This is a genomic window from Bdellovibrio sp. HCB-162 (assembly GCF_047344985.1).
Classification (GTDB): domain Bacteria; phylum Bdellovibrionota; class Bdellovibrionia; order Bdellovibrionales; family Bdellovibrionaceae; genus Bdellovibrio.
On record NZ_CP178861.1, the window covers coordinates 2,508,230 to 2,528,477 of the forward strand.

The following is a 20,248-nucleotide window of genomic DNA, read 5'->3' on the forward strand; positions in this document are numbered from 1 at the left end:
ATAACGGGAAATGTTCGCCTAAGGCCTCAAAGTAAATTTGAAAACTTGCTCTGAGCCCACGGGGCAAAATAAGACAAACGTAATGAAACTTGTTGGTGGATAGACCTTTGAAAAAGCAATGACACAGTGAAGAACCGATGCGGTGGTGGATACAGCAGAGGCTGTTTTGCGTTCTTCCTGAGCGGGAAAGGAAGGTAAATGGGAGAACTGTTTTTTATTTCTTCTTTCTTTTATCTTTTCTTCCACAAAAAAACCTCCCTTTTACATCCCCTGACGAGCACGATGCTCGTCAGGAAGGCCACTCACGGATGGTCAGACTTCGCGCTACAACAAGCAGCTGTTAAAAACTCACTTCCAAAACATAAGCCCACCTCCCCACAAACCGCCATTTTGGTCCCCTGTCTCAATCTTAGACAGTCGTCAAATCCCTGAGCTGCACTACAATCGCCATAAGGCCTTATATTTCTGGAATCCGGCTTGCAACGATCCCGAGCGGACAATAGCCCCCAAAAAGATGAGGTTTATTAAATGGTACGTCGGTTTCACACATCTAAATTGTTGATGCCCCTGTTACTGTCCCTGCAAGGATTGACGGCGCACGCTGCTTCTGACAGCAACCCACAGATTGCGAACAAGCATTTATTAGGTAATGCGGTTCAAGTTCAGGTCACGTCTCGCGGGATGAAATACTTTGATACCCGTCTGAGTGACATCCTTGGAAACTTGGGAGTGAAGCTGGATGAGGGTTATTTCCCTGCGATGAAATACACATTTGAAAAAGACATCAATCCTGATGACTTTATCAATTCCAATCCTGAAGCCGTTAAAATGTACAAACAAGTTCGCGACTTGCTGACTCAATGGTTGGTCGGCTTCTCAATGAACAATCACCGCCCGACGATTGAGATCGGTGAATCTGGATACGTGGCGCAGTTTTCCCGTTTTGGTTTGGTGACAGATGAAAATTTAATGCGCGCTCTTGGAAAAGTGGATGGCGCGGTCTTGGCTATCGAACTTGAAGTGAAACAACTCACGGTTTCAACAAGCTCTGTTGTTGCGTGGGATTTGAATAATGAATTCTTAGGAAAAGCCGGTTTTGAAAATGTCACACTTGCAGCGGGAGACCAAAGAACTCCGTTGAAACTTCGTTTGCCATTTTATATCCGTATGAACGCTTACGGCGGTCTTGATTTTGAAGCTCTTGAGATTGACAACAATCTTGATCAAGTTTCGATGTCACTTAAGTACGGAAAACTCATCGTTCCGACATTTGCCGTAGAAATTAACGGCAAAAAATTCTACTTGAATAACAAAGAGGTCGATAAGCTTTTCAATGCTCAAGCGCCTGTGATTTTAGAACAGATTCGCAAAAACTTAGGAGAGTTTGCTCGCAAACAATTGCCACAAATGCTCAATGAAAAAGCCAAAGAATTTTTGGGCGGTTCTTTAGAGCAAGTTCAAGACATGGCTCCTCCGGGTAAAGAAGAAAACGACAGACGCCCTGATTTTAAATGGGGTCTTAAGCTTCAAAACATCAATTTGAAGAAGTCTTTGAATATCGCGCTGACAGCTTACGTTGAAGATCCTGTGAACGGCCAAAGCAATCCTGTGAAGTCCCATGGATCTCGCGGTCCCGTGACTATGGGACTTGTTCCCCAGGAGAACTTCGACATCGGTTTGAGCCTGGATCGTGCGTTGATCAATCGTATCTTGCAGCTCAGCTATGAACGCAGGAATTTCGAGCAAATCAAGCAATCCGACGGTTCCGTTTTGAAACTGAAAGCACCACCGCTCATTGACTATGTAAAAACTCCAGCGGGTGCTGTTTTAAAACCTACGGAAACCTTCGTTAAAATGCGCGTATCCGTCGAAAACAGACCCGGTTCCATGTTCTTGAAAGACGTCATCGTGGTCGACTTCGATATTATTGCAAAACTTCGCCAATTGAGCGATAAGAGCGGCATGCAGCTTGCGCTGGTCTCTATCGACACAGACAGCATGTATTTGGATGACAAGTACATCTCTTTTGCCGGCTCCTTTTTCAAAGGTAAAGTCCGCGAAGGTGTGAAAGATGAGTTGCGCAAGAAGAGCGCGGGATGGGCGAAATCAGACGAGGTTATTCCTGGAAGTCTGCCTCTGCCTCCTGAGATTTTAGGAATTAAACTTGATATCAATCGCGTCGCGATGGATCCAAACGGTCACTTAGTGATGTACTTGGATTACGCAAAAACAGGAGCGAAGTAAAAATGAGATCTCTAAAACTCATCATCATTAACGCACTCACATTGATCATTGGTTTAGGTCTTATGAGTGGTTCCGTTTCTCAAAGAAATGCAGAAGCAGCTCGCTTTGAAACGATTCCTTCTTTGCAAGTGAATCGTTTGGGCAATATGCGCGGTCAGTACCTGACAGTTCTTTATGCTGTGGGTTCTCGCCCATTCATTTCAACAGACTCTTCGCAGATTTCTATTTCTCAGGTGAAAGAGTCACGCACGGTTTACATTTCTGAAGACGCGATGACATTGCCTTCAGTGCAAGTTGAAAAAGAGGGTTTCCGTCCTTCTTACAACATCATCGTTTTTGTGGTGTCTCCGCAGCCGAATTATAGCTGGGTGAACGCCGATGGCAGCGTGCCTCAAGGTATGAGCCTTACAAACAATCACATGAGTTCTTTGATCAATGCGATCAACAAAACTGATGTTGATGGTTTTGTTTCTGCTCAAGGCGAAACAGCGACGTTGCAAGTTAATCTTGTAAAGTAATTTAGATCACGATTTCGGAGGCGGCCTTTATGCCGCTCTCCAAAGCTCCCTGCAAAGTTCCCGCAAATCTTAAACTTGTGTGCTCCCCGGCAAAAACAAATCGACCTTCGTACTCTGCTTCTGCGGCAGCGCCTTTGTAGCGCATGTACTGACCTGGTTTGAACACAGCCATAGAACCTAAAGCCCATTTTCTTTGAAGCCAATTCACCGCTTGTGAAGAGTCGCCCTCCAGCGAAGGAACATCGTTATAGAAAAGTTCTAAGTCTTTCAACGCTTCTTCGGGAGCTGCCGCCCCCGCCTTTGCACCTGAAGAGCCGCCTCTTTGAAAAGTTAAAAGACCTTGAGCTCCGTTTTGAGCTCGTCCTGAATCCCAAATTTTTTGAGAGACAAAATCTCCGGTGAAGTTTCCAAGATTGGCCACCGTCGAACCGCGACGAGTGCGCCAGAATGGTGTCGCGAAGCTCATCACACCTTTGCTGTGAGTAGCGTAAGCTTGGGTGCGAATGGCTTCTTGTTTGAGTGACGAAAATTTCAATTCACTTAAGCCTTTGACCTCTCGCAATTTTGAGAATGGCAACGTGCAAATCACGTTGCGGGTGTTGAACTTTTCTTTGCCATTCGGTCCTGCGAAGGTCAGTTCAAAGACACCACCATTTTCTTCGATTTCCACCAACGGGAAATTCAAGCGCAAGATCTGATCGGGAATCACTCCGGCCACACGAGCTGCCAAAGTTTGTGTGAGTTCTGAAAGACCGCCTTCCAAGCGATATGTTGAGCGCCCCGAAAGAAGAGAACTTCCTTCTGCATCAATGGTTGAAAGGAAATGCAACGCGGATTGATCTTTGGCATCCACTCCGAAACGGCTCACCGCTTGAGTCTCGATGATTTGCAAAACCAAGGGATCGACTTCACTTTTCCACGAATCCAAAAGATCTTTTAAAGACAAGGTGTCGTAATAAACAGAGCGCTCAAACTGCAAAGAGTTTTTGTAGCTAAGAATGACATCTTGATCGCGGAACAAGTCACTGCGAATACGACGATAGACGTTTTGCAATGTCTTTAAGCGCGGTACGACATCTTTCACGCGATAGGTTTTTCCCTCGAAAGAAAAAAGATGCGCTTCGAGATCCGTGGGCGTTTTGAGTTCGCGCACGGGTAAATTTAGTTCTTGTGCTAAAAGAAAAACTTGGGAGTGTGAGGTTTCAAAAAACTCGGCTCCCAGTTCCGCGACGGGTCCTCCTTCAGGAAAGACCGTGACGGATTGCACACGGCCGCCGACTCGCGAGGACGCCTCAAATATGCGGAAAGGAATTTTGCGTTTTTTAAGTTCAAAGGCAGCGGCTAGACCTGCGGCTCCCCCGCCGAGGATGACGACTTCATTTTTGAGGTTTCGGGAGTCGCCCATAAAGAAACGGTCGAGGCTTGTGCAACTGCTAAGCGCCATAGCCGACGTACCCAATGCTGAAATCTTTAAAAACTCGCGGCGATTCAAAGAACTTTTTGCCATCAATCCCTCTCGTCCCATAGAATGGCAACACTTTGGAACAGAATCAAATCAATCTCATAGAGCTCGAAAGAATGTTCGATGAGCTGGCCACTAAAAACTGGTCGAGCTCAACGCAACTCTTTCCACGAGAGTTCTGCAGGAAGCTCGCCCAAGAGTGTCAAAGGCTTCACGACCAAGGGGAATTTAACAAAGCCTCGATCGGACGCGGAGCCACAAAAACAACACATTCAGAAATTCGCGGCGACTTCACTTTGTGGATCGACGAAAATACCGCCTCACCTCTGCAGCAGAACTTTCTCTCACATCTGCAAACTCTTTTAGAACATCTCAATCAGTCTTTTTACTTAGGACTTAAAAGATTTGAAACACACTTTGCCCTATACCCACCGGGGGCAGGTTATGATAAGCATATTGATAATCATCGAGGTTCCGGAGCTCGAAAGATTACTTTCATCCTTTACCTCAATGAAAGCTGGCAAAAGGGACATGGTGGCGAATTAAGTCTCTATCAGCCTGATCACGAAGACACTCTGATCACTCAGATTGAGCCTCAGCTTGGCACTTTTGTTTTGTTTCGCAGCGACCTCTTCCCTCATCAAGTCGAGAAGAGCTTTCAACCACGCTTAAGTATCACGGGCTGGTTTAGGAACGATGCATCATGAAGTCGCTATTCTCAGAAGTTGTTTTCACTCGTTTTCACGCCCGCGTGTTCGTTCTGCTATCGTCTTTAATGGCGGCTCTTTTAGGTCTCTTGGGTCCCTTTTTTCAAAAAGAATTCATTGATCAACTGACAGGTGTTCAAGGAACTTTGCATCTAATTCGTTTCGACAATCCGTTGACGTACATCATTGGTGCCTTTTTATGCGTGCTTTTGGCGCAAGCCTTTTCACAGCTGACAAATTACTTGAGCGTGCGTGAATCGCTTTACATGCAAAAAGTTTTTGCACAAAGACTGTACGAAAAAACTTTGCATCTGCGTGTCGATACCATGAGTGGCAAACCTGTGGGAGAAATTGTTTCTCTTTACGCAACAGACGTGCAAGGTGCGACGGTGTTTTTGGATCAAACCCTGCCCGCGGGATGCTCAACTCTTTTTCCACTGTTGTTAGCCCCTTTTGCGATTTCCGTTTTGTTTGATATTCCTCTATGGCCGACGCTGATCTTGATGTTCGTTATCACGCTTTTTAATTCGTTCATGGCCTTTCGCCAATCGAAGTTCTTTTTTCTTTTTAAGCAATTGGCGGCTGAGCGTATTGGTCTTGTGAACGAATGGGTGCAAAACATCCGCACCATCCGTATTTTGGGATGGACTCGTCATTTCGAAAAAAATATTTTTGCCAAACGTATCGTCGAGACGCAAAACCGCATCACGATGGTGACAAACGGCCAAATTATGAATGCCGTTTCTTCTTCTATTACTTTTATTTTGAATGTGATTGCTTTGGGAACTTTGGTTCTGCACTCGAAACATCAACTCACCAGCGGCGAACTTTTGGCGCTTCTATGGATTGTCGGTGTATTTTTGACTCGTCCGTTTAGACAGATGCCTTGGTTTTTCACTTTTGCGTTTGATTCCTGGACGTCGTTAAAGCGTTTGGAAGATTTCTTTAGTACAAAGAACAATCAAACAGCAGACAGCCCTGAACGCATCACAAAAGAGCAAGTGCGCGATCAAAAGTATGCCCTGCAAGTGCATGGTTTGAATCTTGTGATCGGCCAAAGACACATTTTGAACAATCTTAATTTCAACATTGCCCATGGCGAATTTGTCGCCGTGGTGGGTGAAGTCGGTGCTGGAAAATCCATGCTGCTTCTTTCACTTTTGCGTGAGACCGGGGCCCGCTTTGATTCATATCATTTAGGAAATAAAAATGCGTTAGAGGTCCCTTTGGATGAAGTGCGTGGGCAGTTTGCTTACGTTCCTCAAGAGGGTTTTATCATGAGCGCAAGTCTGCGTGAAAACGTGGCCTTCCTTTATGATATTGAGCCAGAACGTGATCCGATGGTGGAAGAATCATTAAGGCTCGCGCAATTTGATTTAACTACGGAACGTGTTGAAAAAGGTTTGAGCACTGAGATCGGTGAACGTGGCGTGAATCTTTCTGGAGGACAACGTCAGCGTGTCGGTTTAGCGCGGGTGCATTTCCATCAGGCTCCGATCATGCTCTTGGATGATTGCTTAAGTGCTGTTGACGTCGATACCGAACACAAACTTTTTGAACAGCTATTGCTGGGAGCTTGGAGTGAGCGCACCAGAATTTTGGTCACACACCGTCTTAGCGCCCTTCATCGCGTCGACCGTATTCTATTTATGGAAGACGGAAAGATTTTAGACCAAGGGACCTTCGAAGAACTTTTAGGTCGCAATCAAAAGTTCCGCGAGTACACGACAAGTGTGGCTAAAGAAGCTGCCGAGAAAAAACAGGAGGCTTCTCATGTCTAAAAAACAAATGGCGAAGCCCGTCGTAAAACCTAAATATCTTTCTGACGGAGAAATCCGTAAAGAAGGTGGCTATAGCAAAACCATCTTTGAAACTTTGGCCCTTGCTTACAAACCTTTTGCGGGAAGAATTATTTTCTTTCTGGTTTTAGGAATCGTGGGACGCGGTCTGCTTTTAGCCAATGCCAATGTGATTGGTTATTGGGTTGATGAACTCGTTGGAAAATCCACTCCACTTTCTGGTCTTAGCCAAAAAGGAATTATTACTCTGTTAGGAAGTATGGCTTTCGGTGGGTTCATTCTCACGGTGACTTTCCGTACGAACTTTTCGCGTTTGTCGGCCCGGGCGATTTCTACGGTCTATGATGAAGTGACGTTGCGTACCTCCCGTCTGCCGATGAGTTTTTTTGACAACACTCCGGCAGGAAGAATCATCACACGTTTTTCAAGTGACTATGGAAACATCTTCCGTCTTTTTGGTGGGCCTTTAGCCGAATTCATCACGATCATCTTTGAACTTGTGATGATGGTGATTTTGATTTCAGTGGCGAATCCGATTTATCTGATATTCGTTGTGTTCATCGCGGTTATGAACTTCTTGATATATAAACTCAACCAGGAAAAACTGCGCACCTCCCGTCGTGAACTTTCAGCGAGCCGTTCGCCAAGCATTGCGCATTTTGCAGAAACAACTCAAGGCGCAAGCACGATTCGCTCCTTCCGCCGTCAAAAATCTTTTGGTGAGCGCTTTGAACGACTGGATCGTTATTTTCTAACTCAAAAAATGAACACCACAAAAAGTCTGATTAGTTTTTCTTTTCAGATGAACAGCTTAACGGCATTGTTGTTACTTATCACCGGTGTTTCCGCCTACTTTATGGTGGAAAAAGGCTGGGCAACCGTGGGCTCTGTCGGCGTGGCGTTTAGTTTTATCGCGCTTTCAGGAAATACAGTTCAGATGTTCTTTGAGTGGCTCACGCAATTTGAAGAGGCGATGATTGGGGTTGAACGTTTAGACCAATACATGCGTATGGATATTGAAAAAGGCAGCCATTTGCCTTCTTACGCTCAGTTTGCAACGGGACATCCGGTTTACTCTGACTCCGTGGAAAAGTATCTGCTTCATCGCCGCCTCACGGAAGATCGCAGTGCCTCGGTGCAAGTGAATGATGTTTGGTTTCGTTACCGCGAAGACCTTCCTTGGGTTCTTAAAGGTGTTAATTTCGAGGTCAAGGCCGGAGAACGCTTAGGAATTGTGGGCCGAACAGGTTCGGGAAAATCGAGTCTTATTCAGGCTTTGTTTTATTTGTACCCGATTGATAAAGGAAACATTTCTATCAACACTCACGCTCCGAAACTTTCCGAAGCGGCCCAAGGTGTGGATCTGAATTTATATCGCCAATCCATGGCCTTTATTGCGCAGGAACCGATCCTGTTCCAGGGAACTTTGCGTTTTAACTTGGACATCAAAGACAATCTTCCCGACGAACGCCTTTTGGAGGTCTTGGACCAAGTGGGTCTTCGTTCTTGGGTCTTAGCTCAACCGGGCGGACTTTTGATGAAAATCGAAGAGCGCGGCAAGAACTTGTCTTTGGGTGAAAGACAGCTTCTGTGCATGGCCCGTTGCCTTTTGCAGGAAGCTCCGATTGTGATCATGGATGAAGCCACAAGTTCCGTGGACCCTCAATCTGAAGAAATCATGGTTAAAGCGACCGAGGAGTTCTTTTCCGATCGAACGCAGATCATTATTGCTCATCGACTTTCTACTCTAGCGAAGTGCGATCGCATCTTGTGGTTGCAAAACGGAGAGATTGTCGCCTTGGGACCGACCCATGAGGTCCTTCCCCGCTTTAAAAATACAGAACTGGTCTAAAAAATAAGTTTGCGGCTGCCGATGAAAAGGAGTATTTCATCGGAGCATTATTTATTTTCAGCTAGAGCGGAGCGGTGATGGAAAACAACAACCAAACCCTTGAAGAATCACAAGACCAAGACTCCGTCATGAATCTTTCGGACACTTGGTCTGCGCTGACTCCCGATGAACGTCGTGAGAAATTCAAAGAATTGCCCCGCACCGAGGCCGAAGAACTCTTTTTAAGCCTCAAGACTCATGACCAGGCCGAACTCATTGCCGAAGCTTCGCATTTGGAAAAGCGCTCGTGGATCCGCCTGCTCGCTCCCGATGACGTGGCCGATTTGATTCAAGAAATGGGACTGGACCAAAAAGAGGACCTGTTGTCTCTTCTTGATCCACAAACAAAACGTGAAGTCATAGCGCTCCTAGCTTATGCCGAAGATGCCGCCGGGGGTTTGATGAGCTCCCGCTTCGTACGTTTGCGTCCTGACATGACAGTCGACGAAGCAATCAGCTACATCCGCATTCAGGCAAAAACTCACGTTGAAACGATTTACTACGCTTACGTTTTGGATTCTGATCAAAAACTTTTGGGTGTGGTTTCTTTTCGCGAATTATTCTCTGCAACTCCTGGAAAAAAGATTTCCGAGATCATGCATACCGATATTCTCAAAGTTCCACCAGAAATGGACCAGGAACAAATCGGTCGTATCTTCTCACAACAAGATTTGATGGCGGTTCCCGTTGTTGATGAACATGGTGTGATGAAAGGTATCGTGACGTTCGATGACGTGGCGACAGCAATTCAAGAAGAAGCGACAGAAGATATCCATAAGATCGGTGCCGTTGAAACTTTGGATGCTCCATATTTGAAGATCTCGATGTTTGAGATGTTAAAAAAACGCGGCGGCTGGCTGATGATCCTTTTCCTGGGGGAAATGTTCACGGCCACAGCGATGGCGTTTTTTGAAGATGAATTGTCTAAAGCCGTTGTTCTTTCGATGTTCATTCCGTTGATTATTAGTTCCGGTGGTAATTCGGGTTCACAAGCTTCGACTTTGATTATTCGTGCGATTGCTTTGCGCGAAGTGCGTTTGCGTGACTGGTGGCGTGTTTTAGGACGCGAACTTGTGACGGGACTTTGCTTAGGGGCTTTGCTTGGTGTGATTGGTTTTACTCGTATTATGCTTTGGCCGAATCGTGAAGCGCTTTACACAAGTCACTATATGCTTGTTGCGGCTACTGTATGCGTGAGTGTTATTGGGGTTGTTCTTTGGGGAACTATTTCTGGGTCGATGTTGCCGTTTGTCCTTAAAAAAATAGGCTTCGACCCCGCTTCTGCTTCTGCTCCTGCTGTTGCTACTCTTGTTGACGTCACGGGGCTGGTTATTTACTTCACTGTTGCTAGTATGATTTTGCACGGGGTTCTTCTTTAGGCGCTTCGAGCGGGGTTTGAAGTGGGATGGAGTTTGGGAATGGCTGTCGCTTCGGTCGGCACGCCTTCCGGGCTCGGTCGTCGCCACTGCTGCGCAGTGGTTCGCGCCGTCGTGGCGCCGACGAAGACCTCTCTTCGGACAGCCATTCCCAAACTCCATCCCACTTCAAATTTGCTGAACTTCCTAATGAATAACTGCGTACTGCTATTGCGCAGTTGTTGAGTTAATTTCCATTGAGTCTTTAAGAATGAAATGCAGGAACGGTTCTCTTTTTGGCCGTTGTGTTTTTTCGTTGTCCTTGTTGAATTTTGTTTGTTCTGTTCGTGAACGCAGAAGGCTTGCGCCGTTTTTTTAATTTGCGTTGGTTTGAGAGTTGGTTCTATGCTTTTTGGTGTAGGCTTCATCTTTTGATCAAACTTATTTTGCGGAATGGACGTTGTATGAAAGCATTTATTTTTTCTTTTGCTTTGGTTTGTTCTCCCCTTTTTGTGTTTGCGGGGCAGCTTAAGTGTGAGTATGGGTTTTCTGGGAGTCCGCTTGGGACTGTGACTTTGGCTGTTGATGATAAGGGTGTTCCGGCTGAGATTGCTACTGTTGCTATGTTTTATACTCCGGCTCGGGAGATGCCTGTTTCGAATGAGAATCCGCAGAGTGGTGAGATGCTTCGTTTGATTCTTTCAAAAGATGATCCCAATAACGAGATTCACATGATGGTTTATCCGCCTCAGGGGAATACTTATAAAAGTAAGCTCATCAATCCTGCGGCTCCTCCGGTGATGAAGGAGCTTTCAGGCAGTTGTCAGCTTCTTTAAGAAGCCCTTGTTTGAATGACGTTGTGGATGTGTTCCAGGAATTCTGGGTACTTCGCACAAACGTGTTCGAAAGAATCTTTTTTTAGAACGTACAAATCGCAGAATTGAGTGGCACTGGCTGTGGCGTTTCTTTTGCCGTCAAAGAGCAGAGCCATTTCTCCGAAGAAACTTCCTTCGACTAATTTTGCGATCACTGCATCTTGATCCGAGATGATTTCCACTCCGCCTTTGTAAATGAAATACATGGCGTCGCCGGAATCTCCGGTTTTAAAGATTTTTTCCCCTGGAATGCAAACGCGGGATTCCAGTTCGTGCATCAAGTCCTCAACGAGTTCATGTGAGGCTCCTTTCAGAAAAGGAACTTGCTCTAGCACCGGACGATTGATGTGGAAAAATAATTCCGACTGAATTTTCTTAGGAAGATCTTCCAAAGCTGAATGATCGCGATAACCTTTTTTATGTTGCCACATGTAGTGATAATAAGAACGAACACGTGTTCTCGTATCACTCGGAATGCGATGTGAACGCATGAAGTTTTCAACTTTATCCAAGTTATCCATATGATGTTCACGAGCCGCATCTTTACGAGCCAGAAGACTTGCCACGTTACTCAAGATAAACCCAAAGACTCCAACACCTGTCACCTGCACTAAACAGGTAAATAACATCTGCGGAATAGTCTTAGCAGAGATATCTCCGTAACCAACAGTAGTGAGAGTAGTAAACGACCAATAAATCGCTTTCACATACTCATATACTTGATCCGTATCAGGCCCCGCAGTCCCACTCCCCAAAGAGATCCAAGCACAAGCAATCAAATGCAAGAGCAAAGGCATCATCACAAAAATAGGCACAAGTCGATAAGTGATAGGCTGAAGATGCCCAAAGCTATCCAAAATCCCCTTCACATGACGAACATGCCGAGCCGCAAGCAAATTAAAAATCAAAAGCCCACTCACAGTGGTCTTAAAAAAAACAAAAGCCATCAAGGAAAGCGGAAGCAAACAAACAAGATCAAAACAAAGCCCTAAGTTGAACCAAGAACGAAAATCAGAAACATTTTTTTCAGGCCTCTGAAAATAAAGATAAACATTGATCCCCGCCACCACAGAAATCAAAAGATCAAAAACAATCTCCAAAGAAGGATCCAAAACATACCCAATCAACCGAAGCGGAATCCAAAACCCAACTAGAAATGCCCCAGCCACCGAAATCATCTTAAGAATCAAAATCTTACTCTTCATAAGAATCTCTTCGGAACCCAAAGCACCAAATCCAAGTCTGGAAAAAACGCAAAATGCCTCAGGACCAAAGGCTCATCCACATTCATTGCAAAAAAAATATATCGATGGAGTTCAGCGAAAGATTTGAAGAGCCTTTGCTTTGGTGTGTCTGTCCGAAGAGAGGCCTTTGCCGGCGCATGGATGCGCGAACCGCGCGAAGGCGCGGCGGCAACCGAGCCCGGATGGCGTGCCGACCGAAGCGACAGACACACCAAAGCAAAGGGGCTTCAAATCCGTCGATCGAAGCCCCTCAGAAATTACTTATTTAGCAAAGACTATGTCTTGATGAGCCCTGCGGTCCAATCGCGAATCATAGCAAGAGTTCCCTGCTTGGCATTGGCAAACTGGACTCCGTAAGCTTGGTTCTTTTCGCACCAGACGACTTGTCCCGTGACCTCGATGATTTCATGGCCATCAGGGCTTTGGATTCTCATCGTGACGATACCGCCTTTTTCCAAAGCTTGGTCTGTGTTGAATGAAAGACCGCCCTCGGAAATTGTATTCATAGCACCCACGAGTTCGCGGTCTCCCACTTTCACGCGGATTTCAGAACTCATTTTAAAGCGATCGTAACGACGTTTGTCTTTTGGATCAGCTGAAGCCGCACTTCTTACACGCAACACTTGCCATACTGCGAGTGGCACTAAAAGAAGTCCAACAACGATACCAATCGGTGAACCACCAGAACCATCACCTGAGCCCGGACCGTTTTTCGTGACCGCTTTCACCAAACCGCAACCGCCTCCACCAGCGGCGTCACTGGCTGGAGATCTGTCCGCCAAGTAAGACGGTTTGTAACTTGGTTGCGCTGAAGCTGTCGACACCATTTGCTTAGCTGATTGAATCAGATAAAGAGCATCAATGCGGGCGCTTGTTGAAACAAGGCCATTTAAGTAACCATTTTGCTGAGCTGTTTGCAAAATAAGCTGCTTCATCTGATAGCCAGATAAAGATGGTGCTTCACGGAATGCAAGCCCCGCCATACCGGCCACAAATGGAGTCGCCATACTTGTTCCCGACATCGACATTGTCGCGTTACCAGGAACGGTACTTTCAATATACTCACCAGGGCTTCCAATATTAACGGTGTTTGCACCGTAATTCGAAAAACTTGAAAGATCATCATAGCGAGATGTTGAAGCCACCGCCAAGTTGCTTGGTACATCGTAGTTCGATGGATACATTGGATTCACATCATTATTATTCGAATAGTTACCTGCTGCGGAAACCACAAGAACGCGGTGATCGTAGGCGTAAATAATCGCATCGTGAAGAGAACGACTGTAGCCCGCTCCACCCCAAGAGTTGTTGATCACGCGAGCGCCGTTATTAACGGCATAATAAATCGCGCGAATCGCATTCGACGTAGAACCGGAACCACTCGCGCCTAAGAATTTCAAAGGCATGATCAAGAGTTTTGATTCTTGCAAAGGACGCGCGAAAATATTTTGACCTGTGCCGACGATAATTCCCGAAACGTGTGTTCCGTGATCGTCATCGTCAAAAAAATTATTTGTGTTATTGATGAAGTTCCAACCATTGACATCGTCGACAAAACCGTTTTGGTCGTCATCAACTCCAGGTAGGCCATTTGCTTCGGCCTGATTGATCCAAAGAGCTCCCGTTCCGCCGTTGGCAACAGGTTTAAAGACATCGTGATATCTATCAAGACCGGTATCAACAACCGCGACAACGACTTTATCACTGGAAGATGCTAACGGAGAAAGTATCGGCCACGCTGAAGCTACCCCGGTATTTGCATTTGATTGTGAGTAAACCGATGCATTTGTAGAAGCCGCATTCGCGTTGACCACCTGCTCATATGTCAGACGCTCAACAGGGCCATTAGGCTCTACTTCACTTTTTTCTAAAACGAAGTTTGGTTCAATATATTCGACGTCGGGATCGTTTTTAAGAGCCTCAAAGTTGACTTTTTCATCTGCGGATTTCATGGAAACCTGCATGATTCCCATCCCAGGAAAGGAGGCTTTTAAAGAGGCTTTGCCAGAGAGTTTTTGTTGCGCAATCGCTGCGCCTCCCGAAGAAGCCTTAAACTTAATCAGGTACTCGCCAGGAACGACTTTAGGTTGTACTTGCGCCATCGCGAGTCCACCAACCAACGTACTGCATGAAATAAAAAGACTTCTTAGAATCGGTTTCACCGGTTCTCCTTCTCAACCCTATTCTCTTCGGCCAGAAGTCCGGGGGGGTTGAGTGAAAAATCAGTGAAAAAAATGTCTCGTTTTGAGAACGGCGTAAGAGCTTGAAGAGCCTCGACTAAGCTGATATTTAGTTTCAACCGATATGTTAAAAAGCGAACAGGACATCCAGCTATGAAACAACTTCAGAAAATCTTCTTGCAAGGTCTCGTGACTTTCCTACCGATTGCGCTGACGATTTATATCATCTACGCAGGTATCGCGATCGTTGATAGTTTTCTTGGAGATGCTCTCCGCCAAATTCTTCCCATCTACATTCCGGGTTTGGGTTTCTTACTTACAATTGTCTTGATTCTTCTTTTGGGTTTGATTCTCAACAACATCCTGGCTGGCGGTATCTTCCAAAAGCTGGAACAAAAGCTGACGCAAGTTCCATTTATCAAAGCGATCTACAGTCCCCTGCGCGATCTCATGAATTTGTTTTCAAAAGGGGGCGGTCCGGGTGGTTTGCAAAAAGTTGTGCTTGTGGACTTGTCCGACTCTGGAGTTCGCGCGTTGGGTCTTGTGACACGCGAAAGTTTTAAGGACGTTCCTGCCATTGAACAAAATGCGGGAGATCGTATCGCCGTTTACATTCCGATGAGTTACGGTTTGGGTGGTTTTACTTTGATGGTGCCGCGCTCTCGTATCACTCCGTTAGATATGCCGATTGAAAAAGCCATGAGTCTTGCGATCACAGGCTGGGTGAAAGCTGAAAAAGAAGGCGAGAAAAAATAATGTCCGAGTATTCTTCTGAAAACACCACGGGTAAAGCACTGCGAATCAATATCGACACCACTCGCTATGGTGTGTTTGCAGAAATCGGTGCTGGTCAAGAAGTGGCTCGTCACTTTTTCCAAGCGGGCAAAGCTTCGCAAACAATTGCTAAAACTATTTCCGCTTACGATATGATCGTCAGTGACGATATTTACGGTCGTGAACCCAATGGTCGTTACGTGTGTGAATCACGTTTGGAAAAAATGCTGGGTCACGAATACGATCTTTTAACGGATCGTTTGTCGGCGACACGCGGTGCCCACACGAAGTTCTTCTCTTTTGCAAACACGGTGGCAACGGCTTCCTCAAGCAGCAACAAACAAACACAAAAACAATCTCACGGTTGGATGGGTGTGCGATTTCAAGCAGATCCCAACAGCCCTTGCAACGACATTATCTTGCATGTGCGCATGCTGGATCGTCACCGTTTGCAACAACAAGAAGCTTTGGGCGTTTTAGGTGTCAACCTTCTGACGTGCGCCTTTTATCACTTAGATAAAGTTGAAGATTTTATTACTCATCTTGTGGAAGGTCTTAAAGAAGGTCAGATCGTTATTGATGTGATTAAATTTAAAGGCCCTGCGGTAAAACATTTCGATGGCCGCCTGATGAATTTAGAATTGGTTCGTAGAGGTTTAGCTGAAGCCATCTTGTTTTCACCCAACAATGAGATCCTCAACGTTTCTGATGCAATTTACGGAAAGGCGTTGTTGATTCAACGTGGAACTTTCCGTCCCGTGACCAGCACTCACCTGGATGTCTTGCAAAAAGGTTTAGCACAAATCAAAGACGATGTTCGTAAAAGCGAAGGCAAAGATCTTGATGTGTTGCCGATTATGGAACTCACGATGCACAACTTGCAAACCGATGGCCATATCAATGAGAAAGACTTCTTAGCTCGTGTTGAAACTTTGACGAATCTTGGAATGCACGTTCTGATTTCCAATTTCTTCTTATTCTATGGACTTAAACGTTTTATCCGTCGCTACAATCCGCATTTTATGGCGTTGGTCGTGGGCGCAAGCCATTTAGAAAAACTCTTTAAAGAAGAACACTATAAAAATCTTGAAGGTGGCCTTCTTGAGGGTTTAGGGAAACTTTTAGAGCAAAAGACGAAGCTCTATATTTACCCGCATAAAACATCGACTTTATGTCTGACAACGAAGAGTTTCTTCCCGGCTCCGCATCTCCGTCATATCTATGCTTACTTTACAGAGAATAAGCAGATCGTGGATATTTCAGGATGTGACGAAACGGCAGATTACTTGCACTCCATTGATGTCATGCGCATGATTGAAAAAGGCGATCCGGCTTGGGAAAAACTTGTGCCTGAAAAAGTGCGCGATCTAATCAAGACCAAAAAACTTTTTGGCTATCAATAAACAATCACGCTAAATCCAACGGCCGCTCTTCAGGACGCGGCTGCTTAAGATCTTGCATCAAGGTTTTTATTTCAGACTCCTGCAAGGTTTCTTTCTCTAAAAGAAGATTCGCCCCTTTGTCTAAGATATCCCTATTGGCTTCTAGGATTCGTCGAGCCAGGCTCGCCGCCTCGTCAATGGTTCGGCGAATTTCAGCATCAATTTTTTGCGCACTTTCCTCACTGTGATCACGGTGCTCAATCCCCGGATAAGTTCGTTCTAAAAATGAGGGCGGTTGCTGTTCAAAAACGACGTTACCTAAAGAAGAACTCATGCCGTAACGAGTGACCAGGGCCTCTGCGATATTGGTGACTTTCACAAGATCATCAGCGGCTCCAGTGGAAATTTCTCCAAAGACCAAACTTTCAGAAATTCTTCCTCCCAATAAAACAGCCATCTTGTTTAAGAGCTCTTCCCGGGTCATCAAATAACGATCTTCTAACGGACGCTGGATGGTGTAACCCAAAGAACCGATACCGTGAGGGATGATAGAGATCTTTTGTACCCTGTCTGTCCCCGGCAGCGCGCATCCAATCAACGCATGCCCCATTTCATGAAAAGCCACGATCCGTTTTTCTTTCGGACTTAAAAGACGGTTGCGTTTTTCTAAACCCGCTACGATTCGCTCCATGGCCATAACAAAATCTTCTTCTTCGACAACGGAAGATTTTCTGCGAGTAGCGACCAGCGCTGCTTCATTTACAAGATTGGCAAGATCTGCTCCTGTAAATCCAGAGGTGAGACTGGCGATATGTTCTAGATTTAGATTTTCAGAGATGCGGATTTTTTTAACGTGAACTTTTAAAATTGCTTCGCGGCCTATTTTATCAGGACGGTCGACAAGAACTTGACGATCAAAGCGCCCCGCTCGCAGCAAAGCGGGATCTAAAACTTCAGGACGATTGGTTGCCGCCAATAAAACGACACCCGATTTCGTATCAAAGCCATCAAGTTCGGCTAAAAGTTGATTCAGCGTTTGTTCTTTTTCATCATGCCCACCAGAAAGCATTCCCGGTGCTCGAACTTTTCCAAGAGCATCAAGTTCATCGATAAAGATAATGCACGGGGCTTTATTGCGAGCTGTTTCGAACAGATCACGCACCCGAGCGGCTCCTACACCCACAAACATTTCTACGAACTCAGAACCACTGATAGAAAAAAAAGGCACTTGAGCCTCTCCGGCCACGGCTTTAGCAAGCAAAGTTTTTCCCGTCCCGGGAGGACCAATCAATAATATTCCTTTGGGCATCCGCGCGCCCAGCCGTTCATAATCAATAGGATTTTTTAGAAACTCCACCACTTCGCGCAGTTCATCTTTCGCCTCATCAACACCCGCAACATCTCCAAAAGTGGTTTTTACGTCAGTTTCAACGTAAAGCTTAGCGCGGCTTTTTCCGACGGACATCAAGCCACCCATTCCGCCTTTTTCAAAAACGCGACGACTAAAGTAAACCCAAAGAGCCACAAAAATAATGGCCGGAAGAGTCCATGAAAGAAGATCTCGAAAAAATGTACTCTCTACCGCACGCGTATACGTGATGCCTGAGCCCTGCAAGTCTTTGGCAAGCTCCGGCTCAACTCTGGTTGTGATGAAAAGTTTTTTGTTTCCTCGTGGTTCTTTGAACTCGCCCCGAATGGTTTTATCACCGATCACCAGGTTTTCGACGCTGTTGGATTTCACAAGAGACTCAAATTCACTGTAGGGAATATTTTCGACAAAGCCTGAGCGAATCCACAGGTTTTGCAGCCAGAAGAGAGCGACAAAAGTGAATAACATAAAGAGCAAAAGATTGCGTCTTTCTCTAGGCATTTATCGCCTCCAATTTTAGAGCCCGGTGGTGTCCTCAATATGCAAAGTGCGGCCCGCCGTTCTTAGGCAGTGTTCTCCGCAATAGATGATGCTATCTTCTTCCACCCCCTGCCCGATAATCCGACAGGAGCAATTCGCACACACGGGTGCTAAGCGATGAATAGCGCATTCAAAACAGTCAAATTCATGACTGATGTTTTTCAAGATCACTTTAAAAGTATTTTTGTAGTGGTTCCCACAAGTTTCACAGACACCCATGACGTTTCCTCTTTTCTTAAAATCTTAAGAGGAACCCAGGGAAAGACGAAGTTACACCACGGAAAATTTAAAGAACATTCGTGCCAGAAAACAAAAGGGCTCCGCCGTGGGAGCCCCCTTTTACTAAAAACTATTTGAGTGCGCGATCAGAAAGGAATTCGATCAAGCATTGCACTGGTTGACCGCTGCCTCCGCTAGAGAGCAAAGCCCCCTGTGCTTTGTCAGTCCAAGCGTACACGTCTAAGTGCGCCCATTTTTTTCCACGCACGAATTTTTGCAGGAACAAAGCCGCTGTGATGGCACCACCGAATCCGCCGCCGGAGTTTTTGAAATCTGCAAATGGAGAAGACATTTCTCCCCAGTATTTTTCAAACAAAGGCATGCGCCAGTTTAAATCCCCCGCACGTTGTCCAGCGTGAGTGAGAGCGGAAGCCAGTTGATCATCATTCGAGAAAAGACCTGCGATCTCTGCACCGAGACCGACTTTAATAGCGCCTGTCAAAGTCGCCACGTCAATCACATATTCAGGTTCATCAGAACCTTTTTGTGTGCAAGCAACATCCAAGACGTCCGCCAATACCAAACGACCTTCGGCATCGGTATTGTCAATTTCCACTTTCAAACCGTTACGAGCTGTGACCACGTCACTTGGACGGAAAGATTTTCCGTCAACAGCGTTTTCAGCCAAGGCCAAATAGAAATCCACAGGTCCTGGGTAGTTGCTGTCTGCCACCCAAGTTGCAAGTGCGATCACACTGGCAGCTCCGCCCATGTCTTTTTTCATCAAACGCATTCCTGAAGAAGGTTTGATATCCAAGCCACCTGTATCAAAGGTGATGCCTTTACCTACAAACGCGACAGGTTTTAGTTTTGATTTTTTTGTCGGACGGTATTTAAGGTGAACCATGCAAGGACCGTTTTCAGCGCCTTGTCCAACAGCCACGTGAAGACCCATGTTTTCTTGCATTAATTTTTTTGTGTCCCACACCGCCACCTTTAAAGTCGATGGGAAGGAAAGTCTTGTTGTCGCAAATTCTGCAAAAGTTCTTGGATTAAGATCATTCGGTGGCAAGTTCACCAAATGGCGGGCAATATTCACCGCGCGAGCACGAAGCATGGCTTCTCTGATAAGATCTTTATCCAATCCACCCAAAGATTTTTTCAATGCAACTTTAGGAAGTTCGGACAATTGTTTTCCGTCAACAAATTGGCGGAAGTTGTATACTGCCACATCAAAACCAACCAAAGCTCCCAAGTCTTGAACTTCTTCTGTTCCATGGAACTCGATTTGTACGGCTTTTAGGTGATGGGCTTTAAAGTGACTTACTAAGGAACCAAATTGATCGCGAGCCCAAGTGTAACTTGCTTCATCAATCAAACCGTCGTGGCCCACTGAATTTTTGGAACGGGAACGCAAAATCCAAACAGGTCCTTTTTGGCCTACAAAGTAAAGAAATTCACGATCGCTTTTCTTTAAAGTGTCGAACTGCCAATCCAGCGCATGTTGTTCCACTAAGGACGTGAATTTATTTGAATCATCCACTCCCAAGAAATAGACGAAGCCTGTCAATTCATTCTTTACTTTAAGTTCTTTGCCAAAATCAAAAGTCTCAATCCATGAATGAAATTGAAGCTTTGTTGAGGTTTTCTTCGGAGTCGATTTTTTAGCCACTGTATTTCCTCACTTTT

At 45.6% G+C, this 20,248-nt stretch carries 16 protein-coding genes; 9 read left to right on the forward strand and 7 right to left on the reverse strand.

The window, feature by feature from the left end; genetic code table 11:
* Window positions 1-18: 18 nt before the first annotated feature.
* Window positions 19-246, reverse strand: a complete 228-nt coding sequence (locus tag ACLSSO_RS12195; RefSeq protein ID WP_413942969.1) for a hypothetical protein — start codon at window positions 244-246, stop codon at window positions 19-21.
* Between the two features lie 282 nt (window positions 247-528).
* On the opposite strand from ACLSSO_RS12195, the gene ACLSSO_RS12200 reads away from it, so the two are divergent.
* Both ACLSSO_RS12200 and ACLSSO_RS12205 read left to right on the forward strand, forming a co-directional pair.
* Complete coding sequence (locus tag ACLSSO_RS12200) at window positions 529-2,244, forward strand: hypothetical protein (protein ID WP_413942970.1); 1,716 nt, start codon at window positions 529-531, stop codon at window positions 2,242-2,244.
* 2 nt (window positions 2,245-2,246) lie between these two features.
* Entirely contained in the window at window positions 2,247-2,762 is a 516-nt protein-coding gene (locus tag ACLSSO_RS12205) for a hypothetical protein (protein ID WP_340592277.1), read from the forward strand.
* 1 nt (window position 2,763) lies between these two features.
* Here ACLSSO_RS12205 and ACLSSO_RS12210 read toward each other — a convergent pair whose 3' ends face one another.
* Window positions 2,764-4,269, reverse strand: a complete 1,506-nt coding sequence (locus tag ACLSSO_RS12210) for a flavin monoamine oxidase family protein (RefSeq protein ID WP_413942971.1) — start codon at window positions 4,267-4,269, stop codon at window positions 2,764-2,766.
* A gap of 71 nt (window positions 4,270-4,340) precedes the next feature.
* On the opposite strand from ACLSSO_RS12210, the gene ACLSSO_RS12215 reads away from it, so the two are divergent.
* The 4 genes from ACLSSO_RS12215 to mgtE all read left to right on the forward strand — a co-directional run bounded on the left by ACLSSO_RS12215 (window position 4,341) and on the right by mgtE (window position 10,000).
* Window positions 4,341-4,931, forward strand: coding sequence for a 2OG-Fe(II) oxygenase (locus tag ACLSSO_RS12215; protein ID WP_413942972.1), 591 nt, complete (start codon window positions 4,341-4,343; stop codon window positions 4,929-4,931).
* Window positions 4,928-6,712 (forward strand): ABC transporter ATP-binding protein, encoded by a 1,785-nt coding sequence (locus ACLSSO_RS12220; protein ID WP_413942973.1) that lies wholly within the window; start codon window positions 4,928-4,930, stop codon window positions 6,710-6,712. The genes ACLSSO_RS12215 and ACLSSO_RS12220 overlap by 4 nt, the downstream gene beginning before the upstream one ends.
* A complete protein-coding gene (locus tag ACLSSO_RS12225) occupies window positions 6,705-8,582 on the forward strand; it encodes an ABC transporter ATP-binding protein (RefSeq protein WP_413942974.1) in 1,878 nt (625 codons plus the stop codon). The genes ACLSSO_RS12220 and ACLSSO_RS12225 overlap by 8 nt, the downstream gene beginning before the upstream one ends.
* Window positions 8,583-8,659: 77 nt before the next feature.
* The gene (gene mgtE, locus ACLSSO_RS12230) at window positions 8,660-10,000 is read left to right on the forward strand and encodes a magnesium transporter (RefSeq protein ID WP_413942975.1); all 1,341 of its coding nucleotides are present in this window, start codon (window positions 8,660-8,662) and stop codon (window positions 9,998-10,000) included.
* Here mgtE and ACLSSO_RS12235 read toward each other — a convergent pair.
* A complete protein-coding gene (locus ACLSSO_RS12235) occupies window positions 9,997-10,404 on the reverse strand; it encodes a hypothetical protein (protein ID WP_413942976.1) in 408 nt (135 codons plus the stop codon). The genes mgtE and ACLSSO_RS12235 overlap by 4 nt on opposite strands.
* 36 nt (window positions 10,405-10,440) lie before the next feature.
* Between ACLSSO_RS12235 and ACLSSO_RS12240 the strand changes: the two genes are divergently transcribed.
* The gene (locus tag ACLSSO_RS12240) at window positions 10,441-10,812 is read left to right on the forward strand and encodes a hypothetical protein (protein ID WP_413942977.1); all 372 of its coding nucleotides are present in this window, start codon (window positions 10,441-10,443) and stop codon (window positions 10,810-10,812) included.
* Here the strand turns inward: ACLSSO_RS12240 and ACLSSO_RS12245 are convergent.
* Together ACLSSO_RS12245 and ACLSSO_RS12250 are read right to left on the reverse strand one after the other, a co-directional pair.
* On the reverse strand, window positions 10,809-12,056 hold the full coding sequence (locus ACLSSO_RS12245) for a cyclic nucleotide-binding domain-containing protein (protein WP_413942978.1): 1,248 nt from the start codon (window positions 12,054-12,056) through the stop codon (window positions 10,809-10,811). The genes ACLSSO_RS12240 and ACLSSO_RS12245 overlap by 4 nt on opposite strands.
* 314 nt (window positions 12,057-12,370) lie before the next feature.
* Window positions 12,371-14,257: a S8 family serine peptidase gene (locus ACLSSO_RS12250; RefSeq protein WP_413942979.1), complete on the reverse strand. Its 1,887-nt coding sequence runs from the start codon at window positions 14,255-14,257 to the stop codon at window positions 12,371-12,373.
* Between the two features lie 171 nt (window positions 14,258-14,428).
* On the opposite strand from ACLSSO_RS12250, the gene ACLSSO_RS12255 reads away from it, so the two are divergent.
* Together ACLSSO_RS12255 and ACLSSO_RS12260 are read left to right on the forward strand one after the other, a co-directional pair.
* On the forward strand, window positions 14,429-15,031 hold the full coding sequence (locus ACLSSO_RS12255) for a DUF502 domain-containing protein (RefSeq protein WP_340592286.1): 603 nt from the start codon (window positions 14,429-14,431) through the stop codon (window positions 15,029-15,031).
* Entirely contained in the window at window positions 15,031-16,452 is a 1,422-nt protein-coding gene (locus ACLSSO_RS12260) for a hypothetical protein (RefSeq protein ID WP_295899811.1), read from the forward strand. The genes ACLSSO_RS12255 and ACLSSO_RS12260 overlap by 1 nt, the downstream gene beginning before the upstream one ends.
* A 4-nt stretch (window positions 16,453-16,456) precedes the next feature.
* Here the strand turns inward: ACLSSO_RS12260 and ftsH are convergent, their stop codons facing one another.
* Entirely contained in the window at window positions 16,457-18,301 is a 1,845-nt protein-coding gene (gene ftsH / locus ACLSSO_RS12265) for an ATP-dependent zinc metalloprotease FtsH (RefSeq protein WP_413942980.1), read from the reverse strand.
* A 388-nt stretch (window positions 18,302-18,689) separates the two neighbouring features.
* Entirely contained in the window at window positions 18,690-20,231 is a 1,542-nt protein-coding gene (locus ACLSSO_RS12270) for a M17 family metallopeptidase (protein WP_413942981.1), read from the reverse strand.
* Between the last annotated feature and the right edge of the window lie 17 nt (window positions 20,232-20,248).